The sequence below is a fragment of the Vibrio sp. PID23_8 genome (genome assembly GCF_003584965.1).
GTDB lineage: Bacteria > Pseudomonadota > Gammaproteobacteria > Enterobacterales > Vibrionaceae > Vibrio.
In genome coordinates this window covers 361,224-375,902 of the sequence record NZ_LIXE01000002.1, presented here as the reverse complement: position 1 = coordinate 375,902, position 14,679 = coordinate 361,224, and the positions used below count along the sequence as shown (strand labels likewise).

Here is a 14,679-nt window from a genome sequence, read left to right as displayed (position 1 = left end):
GGTGATAGTCACCCCTTTATTTTGGCAAAAATTATTGAGAGACGGGTTTTACGGTTAAGATTATACCTTCAATCGCGACGATTTCGACTCTGCTCCCGGCAGGGAGATCATGTTCGCATTGGGCAGACCAGGTGGTATCTGCCACACGAAGTCGGTTGATTCCAACCTTAAAATCTTCTTCAAGGGTGACGATATTACCAATAAGCTGTTTATGTTTTTGGTTAAGATCCCGTTTTTGATCGTTTTGTCTGTCTTTTGTCCATTGCCTACGCCACCATAACCAAGTGGTGACGAGACTGAACGTAGCAAAAGCAAGCCATTGGAGTTGCCAGCTTATGGGGAGGACGGACATTATCATGCCGACAAGTAGAGCCGATATCCCGAGCCAGAGAAAATAACCGGCTGTCCCTAGCAACTCCACGACAAGCAATGCGAGACCAAATGCGATCCAATACCAAAAAGTTACTCCTTGCAGAAAACTAAATAAGCTCATTACGCTTTGCCTTGTTTAAACATTTCTGCCACGCCCGCAATAGACCCCATCAGGCCCGTCGCTTCGATAGGTAACATGATGATTTTGCCATTCTCCGCTTGGCCGATACTTTTCAGTGCGTCGGTATACCCTTGAGCGATGAAATAATTGACCGCTTGCATATCACCCTGAGCTATCGCGTCAGAAACCATTTGTGTTGCTTTCGCTTCCGCCTGAGCCGCACGTTCACGTGCTTCAGCATGAAGAATAGCAGACTGTTTCTCACCTTCAGCTTTTAATATTTCAGATTGTTTTTGGCCTTCAGCTCGAAGTATCTCTGCCTGACGGATACCTTCAGCTTCTAGGATCTCGGCACGTTTGTTACGTTCTGCCTTCATCTGTGCATTCATTGCTGCTGTTAAGTCAGCTGGTGGCTGGACATCTTTTATCTCGATACGAGTGACTTTTACTCCCCATGGGTTCGTTGCTTGGTCGACAATGGTCAGCAATTTTGTATTGATCATGTCTCGCTGACTGAGCATTTCATCCAGCTCCATAGAACCAAGGACGGTACGAATATTGGTTAGGGTAAGGTTGCGGATCGCATGTTCAAGATCGTTGACCTCGTAAGCGGCTTTAGCGGCATCAATCACTTGAACAAAGCCAACGGCATCAATGACGACATTCGCGTTGTCTTTGGAAATGACCTCCTGCGCTGGAATATCGAGAACGCGCTCCATCATGTTGATTTTTTGCCCAACGCGGTCAATGAAAGGGATAATCAAATTTAACCCAGGCTTGAGAGTGTGGGTATAGCGCCCAAAGCGTTCTACCGTCCAGTTATTGCCTTGCGGAACCGTTTTGATTGCAGAGGCGAGAATGATGATCGCCAGAGCGACGAAAATACCGATGGTAATTAATGAGTCAATTGGCATGTGCTATTCCCTAAAGTGCATAATGTGTTGGTTTATTTTTGCGCATTAAGGGGGATTAAACAATTGAATAAATGAGAGTTGTGCTAGATTCCTGACAGAATAAAGGCCAGAATAATCCAGCCTTATAGTTGTACTACATGTTGCCTTAATAAGGCTAATACAAGATAGAGTATAGCTGACGACGGTATTTACTTGCGGTTACGTTACCTTGGCCTAGTGCACTTAAGATATCCATAAAGGTTTTCTTCACTTCGCCATCCTGAGCGCCGAGATTTACTTTGAGAATGTTCCAAAGCAGTTCTAATGCCTCTTCGTCACGGCCAACTTGGTTGTATTGAATCGCAAGTTCACACGCCAATTCTAAGTTGTCAGGATTTGTTGCTCGCTCTTGCTCAAGGCGCTGAAGTTCTGGGCTGTCTGCTGCTTGAAGATGCAGATCTAACTTAGCGATCAAGCCTTTATAGTAGTTGTCTTGGTACTCAAGTGGGATCGCGTTCAACAGCGTTTGTGCCAACTCAAACTGTTTGGTTTCAAGTAGACAGTCTGCGCTGGCGAGCTTTACATCACCACGAGCTTGGATCTCTTCTGGTAAGGTTTGTAGGATAGTGAGCGCTTGCGCATGCTCACCTTGTTGCAATAGATCACTTGCTTGTTGGAGCCGGAGTTCATCTTGGCTTGGCAAATGTTTTTGTAGCATTGCCGCAATCGTATCGATAGCTTGCGGCCCGCCTAAACCATCGACGGCTTGACCGTTGATAAATAAAGCGATGGTTGGCAGTACTTGAACACCAAACTGAGAGGCAAGTGCGGGCTGTTGCTCACAGTTCAATAAAGCAAGTGTGAATGTGCCATTGTATTGCTGAGTCAGCATTTGTAGCTCAGGAATTACCTGCGCACTTTCAGGTTGAGCGCTCGCCCAGAATTGGATCAACACAGGCGTGTTCATTGACCCTTCAAGTGTTTCGCGGAAATTTTGTTCTGTTAACTCAACGATAAATGGGGATTGCATCAGAGTATCCTTGCTTTTGTTTCTTGTTGTTGATTGTAGATATGGAGTTGAAATTATGGAAATTCAAGCGTTCAAGCAGATAGAAAGGAAAAACGCTACCGAAGCAGCGTGTTCCAGATAGCAAGCGAAAGTGCTAATAAATTTGGCCAGCTCCAGTACGATGTAGAGTAGACGTTATTGGTGTGCTAGGTGTGGAATCAAAATAGGATGAGCATGGCCAACACTACACCCACACTAAGCCAGTTAAGCTGATTTAATGTCATTATTGTCTCGTGCAAATACAAAACAGAAAAGGGTGGCGATACCAAATCTAAGTGAGTATCGGCATCGCGTTCAGGCTTGATGGATAAAGATACTGACTAAGAAATTGATTCGAACATTGAGGTTTTCTTAACCTACATGCTCATAATGACATCACATTGTTACGGTAAAATTACATGGTGATAAAAAGTTTTTATGCGGTTTGTCGCAAAATTTTATCAAGTAAACGAGTCGGTAACAGGCGTTTCAGTACGGCAAAGACTTTGGTTGGTGTCGTGATTCGGTAGCGAATTTTGGGTTTGTCGCTTGTTAATGCGTGTAGCACGGGATCAATGCAAGATTCCGCAGGGAGGACGAATTTGTTGTTCGATTTATCATTGTCTAAACGTTGTTTTTGCCCTTCGTAGGCCGCTTTATGTGGGCTGCTTTCAACGTCAATCCATTGCTCAAAAGCTTTTAAAGCATTGTGCCTAAATTGGGTTTCAATTGGGCCAGGCTCGATCAACGCGACTTTGATGTTGGTGTCCATCAACTCCAAGCGGAGGGTATCGGTCCAACCTTCGAGCGCAAACTTAGAGGCGTTATACGCTCCACGATATTTCATTGCCGCAAAGCCTAGTACTGAACTGTTTTGAATGATGCGCCCTTCACCTTGTGCTCGCATTTGAGGAAGGATTTCTCGAACCAACTGATGCCAGCCAAAGAAATTGGTTTGAAACTGCGCTTGAAGTGCTTGAGTAGGTAAATCTTCTAATGCGCCAGGTTGGCCGTAAGCGCCATTATTGAAGACGGCGTAAAGCTTTCCATCTGTCAATTCGAGTGTGCGCTTCACCCCGAGGGAAATGCTGCCAGGATCATTGAGGTCCAGTTTTATGCAGGTTAACCCTTCTCGGTTTAGACGTTCAACATCTTGATCGCGACGGCAAGAGGCGATGACGTTGAACCCCTCTTTCTGTAAAGCATGGGCACATACGTAGCCGATACCCGTCGAGCATCCGGTGATTAGAATCGATTTTTTCATGTAGAAGGCTCACAAAGGGTCAGTGATCCTTATCATTCAACAACTTCTATCGTTAAGCAAGTGCTTGAGTGCAGGTTCGACTCGCGAATAACTGAACTTAAAGCCTAGCTCGGTGAGCTTCTTTGGCTTGGCTCGAATACTATCGAATAACAGGCATGAGGATTCACCCATTGCCATGGTCATCACCCATTTCGGGGTGAATAAGAGGTGAGGACGTTTGAGGGTTTTTGCTAAGGTACGGCTGAAGTTCCGGTTGCTGACAGGGTGAGGAGCGCACAAGTTAAACTCTCCGTGGGCATGTGGTGTTTCCAATAAATACATAATGGCGCGTACCATATCGAGAATGTGGATCCAAGGCATGTATTGATTGCCATTGCCCAAATAGCCGCCTAAGCCCAGTTTGTAAGGCAAGAGCATTTTGGCAAGTGCGCCCCCATTTTGGCCGAGTACCACGCCAGTTCGCAACAGACACACGCGAGTTTGCTCTGATTCTGCGCGCTTAGCAATTTGCTCCCATTTCGCACAGACGGTATGAGTGAATTCATCGCTATTGACTTGTAAGCATTCATCGAAGGGGTGATCTTGTTGATCGCCGTAATACCCCACCGCAGAGCCACTGATAAATACAGAAGGTGGTTCGGTGCTGGCGTGGATCAGTTCTACAATTCTTTCGGTTACCTTCCAACGGCTTTTGCAAATAAGATCTTTTTGTTTTGTTGTCCAACGCTTATCGGCAATCGGCTCACCAGCGAGGTTGATTACAGCGTCAACGTCATTCAAATCTTCGATCGAATCAAGGGAATCCAAATAGTCAATATTACCAACATCGGCATGTTTTAGACGTTGTTTCGCTTGTGCAGGGTTTCGCGTTAACAACATAATTTGATGAGTGGTTAAGAGCTTGAGTAATTCTGACCCTATAAAGCCTGTACCACCAGTCAATAATATCTTCATGAATTCCCTTCGATTGTTAAAACGATGTACATATTATAGTCGTTGTGCGCTAGGCGTGTTCATTTCAACCACTTGTACTGCTATTTTTATTATTAGTAACTAATGAGTTAGACGCATTTTTCTAACTTTCTACTCGAAGCTCACAATTTTGGCTAATGGTAACATTATGTTATGGAGCTTTTTGAGTCGCTCACACTTACCTATAGAAAAGTATGCCATGCTGAATTTAATCACAATCACAACTTACGGTAAGGAGAGTATATGGCTTCGTTTGTTGCTCTAGTTCGAGCCTTACTCAATAGTGCCCGTGATCTGTTACCGATTGTTGTTGTTATTTCTTTTTTTCAGCTCGTTGTGTTACAGGAGCCATTACCCCATTTATTTTCAATTCTATTTGGTCTACTGCTGGTTGTATTTGGACTCACCTTTTTTATTTTCGGTTTAGATCTTGGATTATTCCCTATTGGTGAAAATATGGCGCAAGCCTTTGCGAGAAAAGGCAGCGTGTTTTGGCTTCTCATCTTCTCTTTTTGTTTGGGCTTTGGAACGACCATTGCCGAACCAGCACTGACGGCAGTCGCAGAAGAGGCATCGGAGGTCGCTGCCGAAGGGGGGATGATCCTAAATACTGAGGAGTCAATGCAAGAGTATGCCGAGGGTTTACGAATGACAGTGGCGCTTTCAGTGGGACTTGCGATTGTTCTTGGTGTACTCAGAATTCTAAAAGGGTGGCCAATTCAATATATGATTATTGGTGGTTACATTGGTGTGGTCATACTGACTGGGTTTGCACCAGAATCCATCATAGGTGTTGCCTATGATTCTGGTGGTGTGACTACGTCCACCATTACGGTGCCTTTAGTGACGGCGCTTGGGGTTGGGTTAGCGTCTGCCATTAAGGGACGAAACCCGATGATCGACGGTTTCGGGTTGATAGCTTTTGCTTCATTGCTGCCTATGATGTTTGTGATGGTTTACGGGATGGTGGTTGCATGATTTCGTTTGATCATTTCGCTGACACTTTTCTTTCTACCATTCGTGATGTTGTACCTATTGCGACGATAATCTTTGGCTTCCAACTCGCGGTGTTGCGCCGTCCAGTTACAAACTTACCTAAGGTATTACTGGGTTTCTTATATGTGATTTTTGGGCTTTCGCTATTTCTGCTTGGCTTAGAAATGGCGTTATTTCCTCTTGGTGAAACGATGGCAGTACAACTGACCGCGCCAGAGTTTCTGAACGAATTTAAGATATCGGTAGGCCAGGTGCTGAGTTGGGTTGATTATTACTGGGTGTACTTATTTGCGTTTTTGATTGGTTTTAGTACCACCATCGCTGAGCCTTCTTTGATCGCCGTGGCGATAAAAGCAAATCAAGTTTCCGGGGGGAGTATTAGCGTTAATGGTTTGAGGGGGGCTGTGGCGTTAGGGGTTGCCGTAGGGATTGCGCTAGGCAGCTATCGCATTGTGGTTGGCGATCCGATTCATTATTACATCATTGTTGGTTATATCGTGGTGGTGATTCAAACGTTTTACGCTCCTCGTCTGATTGTGCCGTTAGCTTACGATTCCGGTGGGGTTACGACATCCACGGTTACGGTGCCGTTAGTCACCGCACTAGGGCTTGGTTTGGCGTCTACCGTTCCTGGTCGTAATCCGATGATTGATGGGTTCGGCTTGATCGCTTTTGCCAGCCTATTCCCTATTATTTCTGTTATGGCATACGCTCAAATAACTCAGTGGTTAAATAAAAAACCATCGGAGGAGAAAGAAAATGCGCTTTAAACTCATCCTAGCTTTTGTGGAAGATGGTAAAACAGACAAAGTACTTGATGCCGCACGTGCAGCAGGGGCGACCGGAGCCACCGTGATAAATAATGCTCGGGGTGAAGGCCTAAACCAAAAACGTACTTTTTTCGGGCTTACGCTCGAAGTGCAAAGAGATGTGTTGTTGTTTGTGGTGGAAGAGCATTTGTCACGCCACATATTGGAAACCATTAACGAAGTCGGTGAGTTTGACCAAGAGTCGGGACAAGGCATCGCGGTGCAGATTGATGTGGAAGATGCGGTGGGGGTGGCCCATCAGGTAGAGACATTGACGAAAGTGGTAGAGGATGAGTTATGAGTGATCATGAGCGGATTCGGGTAAGAGACGTTATGGCAGCAACATACGTAATGGTTGATGGATTGATGACGGTCTATGAGGGAATTACATTAGCGAAAAAAAATCAGGTGAAAGCGCTAGTGGTAAAAAAACGCAATGAAGATGATGAATACGGCATCGTACTGATGAATGATATTGCGAAGAAGGTATTAGCGAAAAACAGAGCACCTCAGCGCACAAATATCTATGAGATCATGACAAAACCTGCATTGTGCGTAGACCCTAACATGAACGTTAAATATTGCGCTCGTTTGTTTGAACGCTTTGGTGTTAGTCGTGCGCCAGTGATTGAAAATGGACAAGTGATTGGAATGGTGAGTTATAACAATATTGTTATAAATGGAATGGTGAAGGAAGAGATGTAAGCTAGGTTCGATTTCGTGCGCCTTGCTCAGTATTTGCTCATTTTCTGAATCGAAAAGTATCCTTGCCTGAATTGACTGTATGAGTTGCATATCCTTTTCTTGATGCTTATTCTTTGATAATTCAGAAAGACGTTGAGGAATTCGCATCATGCCATTAGTTGATTGCCCTGTGTGTGAGAAGCCAATATCGAAACGCGCTCATACCTGCCCGTGTTGTGGGGAACCGGATCCACTCAACCATCTCGCGAAATCTAAGTTCTTATCACTCACCGTGTGGTTCATCGTGCTAGTTGGGGTTGGATACGTCGCTTGGTTTTATTTACTCCCGATGTTGATTGAGTTTGTTCGCCATCAGTAATCTCGCACGTTGGTTGAGCTTCCTCAAGAATACCGTAGAATACCCGCTTACTTTTTGAGGAGACGGTGTTGTGAAACTATTTTTTGCCTCAGATTTGCACGGTTCTTTACCGGCAACCGAAGAGACCATCCAGCTATACTTGGCATCAGGTGCTGACCATTTAATTTTGTTAGGCGATATACTTAATTACGGTCCAAGAAACCCGCTGCCAGATGGCCATGACCCACTGCAAGTTGCAGAGTTACTGAATCAGTACAGTGATCAGATTATTGCTGTGCGTGGTAACTGTGACAGCGAAGTTGACCAGATGCTACTTAATTTCCCTATGATGATGGATTACGCCTGGGTTTTACTTGAGTCTGGTAAGCGTTTATTTTTGACCCATGGTCATTTGTATAATAGTGAAAAGCGTCCTTCGCTACGTGAAGGTGATGTCATTGCGCTTGGTCATACACACGTGCCGGTTGCTGAGATGCAAAATGGCGCGGTGATATTTAATCCTGGCTCGATGACGTTTCCACGTAATGGCTTACCAAGAAGCTATGGCTTACTGGAAAATAATACGCTAACAGTGCAGACACCGGAAGGTGAGGTGTTGGCACAAACAACGATTTAGCCGTTTAGTCGAATGAATAGAAAGGGATCCATTGGTTTCCTTTCTTTTCCTTTGTTTTTGATTGAACAACATTACATTAGCAGCTTGATGCCAACAGCAAAAGTGAGGATTTCGAAGGCGATTTTAATCACTCGATTGCTATAACGCGTTGCTGCCCATGCGCCTAGACTCCCCCCCAAGAAAGAGCTCACTAATAATATTGGAAGCCATGCCCAGTGGATCGGAGCGCCAGCTTGAACCACGGCGATTCCCCCAATACCATTCCAAAATAGCCCAACGCATACCATGGTATAAGCAACGGCTTGTTTGTAGTCATAGCCAAACCAGCGGACTAAAAATAGCGTAACGAGTAAACCTGAACCCGCTGTCAGTGAGCCGTTGATCACGCCGATAACCATTAAGCCCATACCGCCCACAGCCAAGCCAAAGGGATCTCGGTGCGATCTGGTTTCAGTTTGGCCGAGTTCTTTTTTAAAGCGAGAATAAGTACCGAGTGCAAGGATCATGGTACCAAGCATTTTTTCTGCAATACCATCAGGGAGCTGCACGATGAGGTTGGCACCTAGAACCACACCAATGCTACCAACCAGTATTAGGTAGAGTGCAACTTTGGCTTTGATTGTTCCTGCTTTTAGATGCGTACTCGCTGCTCCTAAGCCGAGCGCCACTGAAGCGACTTTATGAGTCGCTAGCGCGACAGAGAAAGGCAGCCCAAGAAAGATCAAAAGAGGGAATTGCAGCAAGCCAGCACCGCCGCCAGAAAGCGAAGCTAGCGTATTGGCGATAAGAGAGCCGAGAAAGAGAGTAAGAGTATTTAGCCAATCCATGAGCAAAATAAAGGGGGCGTCTTGCCCCCTACTATCGAATCAAAATCAGTTTCTAAACAGTACCGTAGAACCGTGGTTGAGGCTAGTTAATAGCAGTGTTTTTTCGTCAACGATATCGATGCGGCGACTTTGCTCCGCATCAAGTTTGAAGATTTGTGTAATCAAGTGAAGTTGATCCTCAGAAAAATCTTTGGACTGAGATGAGGAGATATCTTTGAATTCAGATGGCGTGACCAACAAATAATTGTCACTGATTTCCCAGCGACCTCTTTCTGAAATGTTGATGGTGGATTCAGAAGTTGAGTCTTGCGCAAACAACTTGATGTTCGCCACGCGAATGTAATCACCATTTGGTAGGTATTTTACGTTTGATTCAACATTGACACGGCGAAGTGGCCCCATCGTACTATCGGGGGTGGTATCCTTAATCAGTGTCACCATGTTTGACTGCCATTCGTTGGCGGTCAGAACTTGTTCTATTTTTAGGTCACTGCCCCAATATAGCCAACCACTAAAAAGGATAGATACGGCTAAAACCGCAGATGCTACTTTAATCTTCATTTCAGCCTCCTTTAATTACAAATATCGGTTGGGTCGTTACGATCAGCGAAGATACGCAGCGTCACATTTTCATACGAATGGTTGCTATCGTGGATGTAGTTCAAGGTTAGGTGGTTATTTTGACCACCCGTTGCGATAACCTTCATCGGAGAGGAGTCTTCGATGTGGTGCTCAACATAGCGCTTTATACATTGCTCTATAGACGGGAGCCAACGGTTCAGTTGAGGATGGTTCACTGGTGTCATGACGGGCACATTGTGATACTCGCCAATTTGACGGAATTGCGATTCTGCAGGAGAGGTGAACAATACAACACAAATTGGTAATAGTAATGCCAGTAGGAGAAGCGCACGCACTAGCCAGTTGCTTGTGGTAGAAACAGGGGCTGCTTGTGAGGTTTCTAGCGGTGTTTCACCGTCTTTGTTTACGTCTGCAGTGGTTTCTGTGGGCTGTTCCGTAGACTGCTCTAAATCAACGATAGGCGCTTCGCTTTCACTATCAAGGTTTTCGTGAGAAAAGGGGGAATCTGAGCAAAGTGGACTTAAGCGTTCTACGGAACAAATCAGTTGGTAGCCACGTTTAGGAACGGTTTTTATGAATTCAGGTGACTTTGTTGAATCCTTCAACATTTTACGCAAAGTTGAAATGGCTTGAGTTAGGCTTGAATCATCCACCTCAAAGCCTTGTTCACGCCAAACAAACTCGTGCAGTTCGTTGCGTGTTAATACTTCGTTAGGTCTCTCAGTCAACATCAGGAGGATACGACTTTCGTTACTTCCTAATCGAACAACTTCATTGTCGCATTGTTGGTCAGTGAGCGAATTGCTATTTGGATCAAAGACAAATCTTTGAGCAATTAAAAACTTGGTGCCGATGTTTGTCATTTAGCTCTTCTTAAGTGGATGATTCTATATACAAAGTGATTCACGTCACACAATTGGATCGGACGCAAAGGCACGTGTTACGTTTTAGATGATTTTAGGAAAGTAGGATAATTAAAATTATCTTAAAAAACACTGTTTTTAGCAATTTTGACCTTGAATTTACATTTGTCAGCCACATGTTAAATGACATATTAGTAATGCAATTTCGATGAGATTGCTGTTAGGGGTATGTCAGATAACGCCCCCTTAATTTAGATGTTATGGAGTAAACATGAGCGAAACCGTCTCTCAAAACAAAGAAACTCGTGGCTTTCAATCAGAAGTAAAACAGTTACTTCACCTGATGATTCATTCTCTTTATTCCAATAAAGAAATTTTCTTACGCGAGCTAATTTCAAATGCATCTGATGCCTCAGATAAATTGCGCTTCCAAGCGTTATCGAATCCAGACCTATATAACGGTAATGCGGATCTCGGCGTAAAACTGGCGTTTGATGAAAATGCGAATACGCTAACGATTTCTGATAATGGCATTGGTATGAGCCGTGATGACGTTATCGAGCATCTTGGTACGATTGCAAAGTCAGGCACGGCAGAATTTTTCTCAAAATTATCTGATGAACAAAGTAAAGATTCTCAGTTGATTGGTCAATTTGGTGTAGGCTTCTATTCTGCGTTCATCGTCGCTGATACGGTAACGGTACGCACTCGTGCCGCAGGTCTTGCCGCTGATGAAGCCGTACAATGGCGCTCTGCGGGTGAAGGAGAGTACACCATCGAGACCATCACTAAAGATTCTCGTGGTACTGATATCGTGCTTCACATGCGTGAGGAAGGAAAAGAGTTCCTAAATGAATGGCGTCTACGTGATGTGATCAGCAAATACTCTGATCATATCGGCATCCCAGTTTCTATCCAAACTGCGGTTCGCGATGACGAAGGTAAAGAAACGGGTGAGAAGAAGTGGGAGCAAATTAATAAAGCTCAAGCACTTTGGACTCGCAATAAGTCAGATATCTCTGAAGAGGAGTACCGAGAGTTCTACAAGCATGTCTCTCACGACTTCGCAGACCCTCTTACTTGGAGTCATAACCGTGTAGAAGGTAAGAACGACTACACTAGCTTACTTTACATTCCAGCAAATGCGCCTTGGGATATGATGAATCGCGACCATAAATCGGGTCTCAAACTGTATGTACAGCGTGTCTTCATTATGGATGATGCAGAGCAGTTCATGCCGTCTTACCTGCGCTTTATTCGTGGTTTGATTGACTCCAATGATCTGCCATTAAACGTATCGCGTGAAATCCTACAAGACAACAAGGTCACTCAGTCGTTACGTAATGCTTGTACTAAACGCGTCCTGACAATGCTTGAGCGCATGGCTAAGAATGATGAAGAGAAATACCAATCATTTTGGAAAGAGTTCGGCCTTGTGATGAAAGAAGGCGTTGCAGAAGACATGGCAAACAAAGAGAAAGTGGCCGGTCTATTGCGCTTTGCTACAACAGAAGTGGATTCGGCTGAGCAAACCGTGGGTTTGGCGTCTTACGTTGAACGCATGAAAGAAGGCCAAGATAAGATTTACTACCTAACAGCAGATAGCTACGCAGCAGCGAAAAACAGCCCTCACCTAGAGCAGTTCAAAGCAAAAGGCATCGAAGTGATTTTGATGTTCGACCGCATTGACGAGTGGCTGATGAACTACCTGACAGAGTTTGATGGCAAGCAGTTCCAATCGATCACGAAAGCAGGCTTAGACTTAAGCAAGTTTGAAGACGAAGCGGAAAAAGAAAAACAGAAAGAAACGGAAGAAGAGTTTAAGTCTGTCGTTGAGCGCACTAAGTCTTACCTAGGCGATCGTGTGAAAGAAGTGCGTACTACCTTCAAACTAGCAACAACACCGGCAGTGGTTGTTACTGATGACTTTGAAATGGGAACGCAAATGGCGAAGCTTCTTGAAGCAGCAGGCCAAGCGGTACCAGAAGTGAAGTACATCTTCGAAATTAACCCTGAACATGAACTAGTGAAGCGCATGGCGGATGAAGCCGATGAAGAAGCATTTGGCCGTTGGGTTGAAGTTTTACTAGGTCAAGCAATGCTGGCAGAGCGAGGTTCTATGGAAGATCCTACGCAATTTGTAGGTGCTATCAATAAGCTTTTGACTAAGGTTTAATAGTCAAATATCAGCAAAAAGCTCGCAAAATGCGGGCTTTTTGTTTGCAACCTCATAGATTCACCCTTTAAGTGTTGAGTTAGTAATCAATAAGGCAAGAAAGCAGGCTTCACTAACATTCTTTAGTCTTAAACTGCTCATTGAATGATGAACCTGTGTTAGAATCCCAAACTTGAATGTGACTAATAAGGCGTGTATTTTGGCTCGCCTAATACGTTATACCGAAACTTATCGTTGCGTGCTTCTAAGGGTTGATGTCCGGGAAGGTTAGTTATTGTGAGCTTCGGTATAAATCTTAAATAGTAAAGAGGATAAATCATGCGCATCATTCTTCTAGGTGCTCCAGGTGCAGGTAAAGGCACACAAGCAAACTTCATCATGGAAAAATACGGTATTCCACAAATCTCTACTGGTGATATGCTTCGTGCTGCTATCAAAGCAGGTACAGAGCTTGGTAAGCAAGCTAAAGCTGTTATCGACGCTGGTCAGCTAGTTTCTGATGAAATCATCCTTGGTCTTATCAAAGAACGTATCGCTCAAGACGATTGCGCGAAAGGTTTCCTACTAGATGGTTTCCCACGTACTATCCCTCAAGCAGATGGTTTAAATGAAATGGGCGTTGACGTAGATTACGTGATTGAGTTCGACGTTGCAGACAGCGTTATTGTTGAGCGTATGGCTGGTCGTCGTGCGCATCTACCATCAGGTCGTACTTACCATGTTGTTTACAACCCACCTAAAGTGGAAGGTAAAGATGATGTGACAGGCGAAGAGCTTGTTGTTCGTGATGACGATAAAGAAGAGACAGTACGTGCACGTCTCGGTGTTTACCATGAGCAAACTGCACCACTAATCGAGTACTACGGTAAAGAAGCAGAAGCGGGTAACACTAAGTACCTTAAATTCGACGGTACTAAGCAAGTTGCAGAAGTCAGTGCAGATATTGAGAAAGCACTGGCATAATTTGCTAACGGCAAAATTTAATATTTTGATATATTGAAAAGCGACCTCAGGGTCGCTTTTTTTATTCAGCCTGTAAGTATGGTGAACGATTTCGTGTATTTCACCGTACAAGCAAAGTCGTTTACCATGAATAGGATGTTATGAAAAACAATAATAAACAGGGCGTGTTGTTGGTGAACTTAGGTACGCCTGACGAGCCAACTACGACTGCGGTAAAACGCTTTTTAAGCCAGTTCCTCCATGATCACCGCGTTGTCGACATGACAAGGTGGCTGTGGTGTCCGATTCTTCACGGTGTCATCTTGCCAATTCGTTCACCAAAAGTAGCCAAGCTTTATCAATCCGTCTGGATGGAAGAGGGATCGCCTTTAATGGTGTACTCAAAACGACAAGCAGAGAAGCTGCGATCAGCATTAGAGATGCCAGTTGAGCTTGGTATGACTTACGGCAACCCAAGTTTGCTGTCGGGCTTTGAAGCGCTGCAAGCTCAAGGTGTAGAGGAAGTGATTGTATTACCTCTTTACCCACAGTACTCGGGCACAACGACAGCCGCAGTCTCTGACGGCATGACGAAGGCATTCAAAAAGATGCCAGTAATGCCAGAGTTCAGCTTTATTCGTGATTACCACAACCATCCCAAATACATCGCGGCATTGGCTCAATCGGTGCGTGACCACTGGGCTGAGCATGGCCGTGGCGATTATCTGCTGTGTTCTTACCACGGTATTCCAAAGCGCTACGCCGATAATGGCGATATCTACCCTCAACACTGTGAAACGACGACGCGTTTGTTGGGGGAAGCGCTGGGTTTGAATGAAGAGCAAATCGGCATGACATATCAGTCACGCTTTGGCCGTGAAGAGTGGCTACAACCTTATACAGACAAAACGTTGGAAGTACTACCAAGCCAAGGTAAGAAAAAGCTGAATGTCATTACACCAGCGTTCTCTGCCGATTGTTTAGAAACGCTTGAGGAAATTTCTGAAGAGTGTCATGAGATTTACCTAGAAGCGGGCGGCGAGAGCTTTAGCTATATTCCTTGTTTAAATGACAACGACTTACACATCGAGATGATGGCCGAGCTAGTTCGAGCCAAGCTTTAAATTCTTTTTGA

General features: G+C 44.7%; 17 protein-coding genes. 9 read left to right on the top strand and 8 right to left on the bottom strand.

The window, feature by feature from the left end:
- Window positions 1–31: 31 nt before the first annotated feature.
- The 5 genes from AK966_RS05605 to AK966_RS05580 all read right to left on the bottom strand — a co-directional run bounded on the left by AK966_RS05605 (window position 32) and on the right by AK966_RS05580 (window position 4,652).
- On the bottom strand, window positions 32–493 hold the full coding sequence (locus AK966_RS05605) for an NfeD family protein (RefSeq protein ID WP_119463683.1): 462 nt from the start codon (window positions 491–493) through the stop codon (window positions 32–34).
- Window positions 493–1,407 carry an SPFH domain-containing protein gene (locus AK966_RS05600; protein ID WP_099079297.1) on the bottom strand — a complete coding sequence of 305 codons (915 nt, stop codon included), beginning with the start codon at window positions 1,405–1,407 and terminating at the stop codon, window positions 493–495. Before AK966_RS05600 ends, AK966_RS05605 begins: the two co-directional genes overlap by 1 nt.
- A gap of 154 nt (window positions 1,408–1,561) precedes the next feature.
- Window positions 1,562–2,416 (bottom strand): co-chaperone YbbN, encoded by an 855-nt coding sequence (locus AK966_RS05595; RefSeq protein WP_099079298.1) that lies wholly within the window; start codon window positions 2,414–2,416, stop codon window positions 1,562–1,564.
- A gap of 454 nt (window positions 2,417–2,870) precedes the next feature.
- A complete protein-coding gene (locus AK966_RS05585) occupies window positions 2,871–3,698 on the bottom strand; it encodes an SDR family oxidoreductase (RefSeq protein WP_119463682.1) in 828 nt (275 codons plus the stop codon).
- 36 nt (window positions 3,699–3,734) lie between these two features.
- Window positions 3,735–4,652, bottom strand: a complete 918-nt coding sequence (locus AK966_RS05580) for a TIGR01777 family oxidoreductase (protein WP_119463681.1) — start codon at window positions 4,650–4,652, stop codon at window positions 3,735–3,737.
- 261 nt (window positions 4,653–4,913) lie between these two features.
- Between AK966_RS05580 and AK966_RS05575 the strand changes: the two genes are divergently transcribed.
- From AK966_RS05575 to yfcE, 6 genes are all read left to right on the top strand, one after another.
- Window positions 4,914–5,648 (top strand): DUF1538 domain-containing protein, encoded by a 735-nt coding sequence (locus AK966_RS05575; protein WP_099079301.1) that lies wholly within the window; start codon window positions 4,914–4,916, stop codon window positions 5,646–5,648.
- Window positions 5,645–6,436 carry a DUF1538 domain-containing protein gene (locus AK966_RS05570; RefSeq protein ID WP_099079302.1) on the top strand — a complete coding sequence of 264 codons (792 nt, stop codon included), beginning with the start codon at window positions 5,645–5,647 and terminating at the stop codon, window positions 6,434–6,436. The genes AK966_RS05575 and AK966_RS05570 overlap by 4 nt, the downstream gene beginning before the upstream one ends.
- Window positions 6,426–6,776, top strand: coding sequence for a P-II family nitrogen regulator (locus AK966_RS05565; protein WP_099079303.1), 351 nt, complete (start codon window positions 6,426–6,428; stop codon window positions 6,774–6,776). Before AK966_RS05570 ends, AK966_RS05565 begins: the two co-directional genes overlap by 11 nt.
- A complete protein-coding gene (locus AK966_RS05560) occupies window positions 6,773–7,180 on the top strand; it encodes a CBS domain-containing protein (protein ID WP_099079304.1) in 408 nt (135 codons plus the stop codon). The genes AK966_RS05565 and AK966_RS05560 overlap by 4 nt, the downstream gene beginning before the upstream one ends.
- A gap of 148 nt (window positions 7,181–7,328) precedes the next feature.
- Window positions 7,329–7,538 (top strand): hypothetical protein, encoded by a 210-nt coding sequence (locus AK966_RS05555; protein WP_099079305.1) that lies wholly within the window; start codon window positions 7,329–7,331, stop codon window positions 7,536–7,538.
- Window positions 7,539–7,608: 70 nt separating this feature from the next.
- Window positions 7,609–8,154, top strand: a complete 546-nt coding sequence (gene yfcE / locus AK966_RS05550) for a phosphodiesterase (protein ID WP_099079306.1) — start codon at window positions 7,609–7,611, stop codon at window positions 8,152–8,154.
- A 71-nt stretch (window positions 8,155–8,225) separates the two neighbouring features.
- Here yfcE and AK966_RS05545 read toward each other — a convergent pair whose 3' ends face one another.
- The 3 genes from AK966_RS05545 to AK966_RS05535 are packed head-to-tail and all read right to left on the bottom strand — an operon-like array spanning window position 8,226 to window position 10,426.
- Window positions 8,226–8,981, bottom strand: coding sequence for a sulfite exporter TauE/SafE family protein (locus tag AK966_RS05545; RefSeq protein ID WP_099079307.1), 756 nt, complete (start codon window positions 8,979–8,981; stop codon window positions 8,226–8,228).
- Window positions 8,982–9,026: 45 nt separating this feature from the next.
- On the bottom strand, window positions 9,027–9,542 hold the full coding sequence (locus AK966_RS05540; protein WP_099079308.1) for a regulatory protein ToxS: 516 nt from the start codon (window positions 9,540–9,542) through the stop codon (window positions 9,027–9,029).
- Window positions 9,543–9,553: 11 nt separating this feature from the next.
- Window positions 9,554–10,426, bottom strand: coding sequence for a transcriptional regulator (locus AK966_RS05535; protein ID WP_099079309.1), 873 nt, complete (start codon window positions 10,424–10,426; stop codon window positions 9,554–9,556).
- Between the two features lie 271 nt (window positions 10,427–10,697).
- Here AK966_RS05535 and htpG point away from each other — a divergent pair, with 271 nt between their 5' ends.
- The 3 genes from htpG to hemH all read left to right on the top strand — a co-directional run bounded on the left by htpG (window position 10,698) and on the right by hemH (window position 14,668).
- Window positions 10,698–12,602 (top strand): molecular chaperone HtpG, encoded by a 1,905-nt coding sequence (gene htpG, locus AK966_RS05530; RefSeq protein WP_099079310.1) that lies wholly within the window; start codon window positions 10,698–10,700, stop codon window positions 12,600–12,602.
- 318 nt (window positions 12,603–12,920) lie between these two features.
- Window positions 12,921–13,565 (top strand): adenylate kinase, encoded by a 645-nt coding sequence (gene adk / locus AK966_RS05525; RefSeq protein WP_119463680.1) that lies wholly within the window; start codon window positions 12,921–12,923, stop codon window positions 13,563–13,565.
- 140 nt (window positions 13,566–13,705) lie between these two features.
- Complete coding sequence (gene hemH, locus AK966_RS05520; protein WP_119463679.1) at window positions 13,706–14,668, top strand: ferrochelatase; 963 nt, start codon at window positions 13,706–13,708, stop codon at window positions 14,666–14,668.
- Window positions 14,669–14,679 lie beyond the last annotated feature (11 nt).

What these genes read in the sequence shown, in the direction of transcription:
- AK966_RS05605 (WP_119463683.1), bottom strand. Translation starts at nt 493, where the DNA reads ATGAGCTTATTTAGTTTTCTGCAAGGAGTAACTTTTTGGTATTGGATC.
- AK966_RS05600 (WP_099079297.1), bottom strand. Translation starts at nt 1,407, where the DNA reads ATGCCAATTGACTCATTAATTACCATCGGTATTTTCGTCGCTCTGGCG.
- AK966_RS05595 (WP_099079298.1), bottom strand. Translation starts at nt 2,416, where the DNA reads ATGCAATCCCCATTTATCGTTGAGTTAACAGAACAAAATTTCCGCGAA.
- AK966_RS05585 (WP_119463682.1), bottom strand. Translation starts at nt 3,698, where the DNA reads ATGAAAAAATCGATTCTAATCACCGGATGCTCGACGGGTATCGGCTAC.
- AK966_RS05580 (WP_119463681.1), bottom strand. Translation starts at nt 4,652, where the DNA reads ATGAAGATATTATTGACTGGTGGTACAGGCTTTATAGGGTCAGAATTA.
- AK966_RS05575 (WP_099079301.1), top strand. Translation starts at nt 4,914, where the DNA reads ATGGCTTCGTTTGTTGCTCTAGTTCGAGCCTTACTCAATAGTGCCCGT.
- AK966_RS05570 (WP_099079302.1), top strand. Translation starts at nt 5,645, where the DNA reads ATGATTTCGTTTGATCATTTCGCTGACACTTTTCTTTCTACCATTCGT.
- AK966_RS05565 (WP_099079303.1), top strand. Translation starts at nt 6,426, where the DNA reads ATGCGCTTTAAACTCATCCTAGCTTTTGTGGAAGATGGTAAAACAGAC.
- AK966_RS05560 (WP_099079304.1), top strand. Translation starts at nt 6,773, where the DNA reads ATGAGTGATCATGAGCGGATTCGGGTAAGAGACGTTATGGCAGCAACA.
- AK966_RS05555 (WP_099079305.1), top strand. Translation starts at nt 7,329, where the DNA reads ATGCCATTAGTTGATTGCCCTGTGTGTGAGAAGCCAATATCGAAACGC.
- AK966_RS05545 (WP_099079307.1), bottom strand. Translation starts at nt 8,981, where the DNA reads ATGGATTGGCTAAATACTCTTACTCTCTTTCTCGGCTCTCTTATCGCC.
- AK966_RS05540 (WP_099079308.1), bottom strand. Translation starts at nt 9,542, where the DNA reads ATGAAGATTAAAGTAGCATCTGCGGTTTTAGCCGTATCTATCCTTTTT.
- AK966_RS05535 (WP_099079309.1), bottom strand. Translation starts at nt 10,426, where the DNA reads ATGACAAACATCGGCACCAAGTTTTTAATTGCTCAAAGATTTGTCTTT.
- htpG (WP_099079310.1), top strand. Translation starts at nt 10,698, where the DNA reads ATGAGCGAAACCGTCTCTCAAAACAAAGAAACTCGTGGCTTTCAATCA.
- adk (WP_119463680.1), top strand. Translation starts at nt 12,921, where the DNA reads ATGCGCATCATTCTTCTAGGTGCTCCAGGTGCAGGTAAAGGCACACAA.
- hemH (WP_119463679.1), top strand. Translation starts at nt 13,706, where the DNA reads ATGAAAAACAATAATAAACAGGGCGTGTTGTTGGTGAACTTAGGTACG.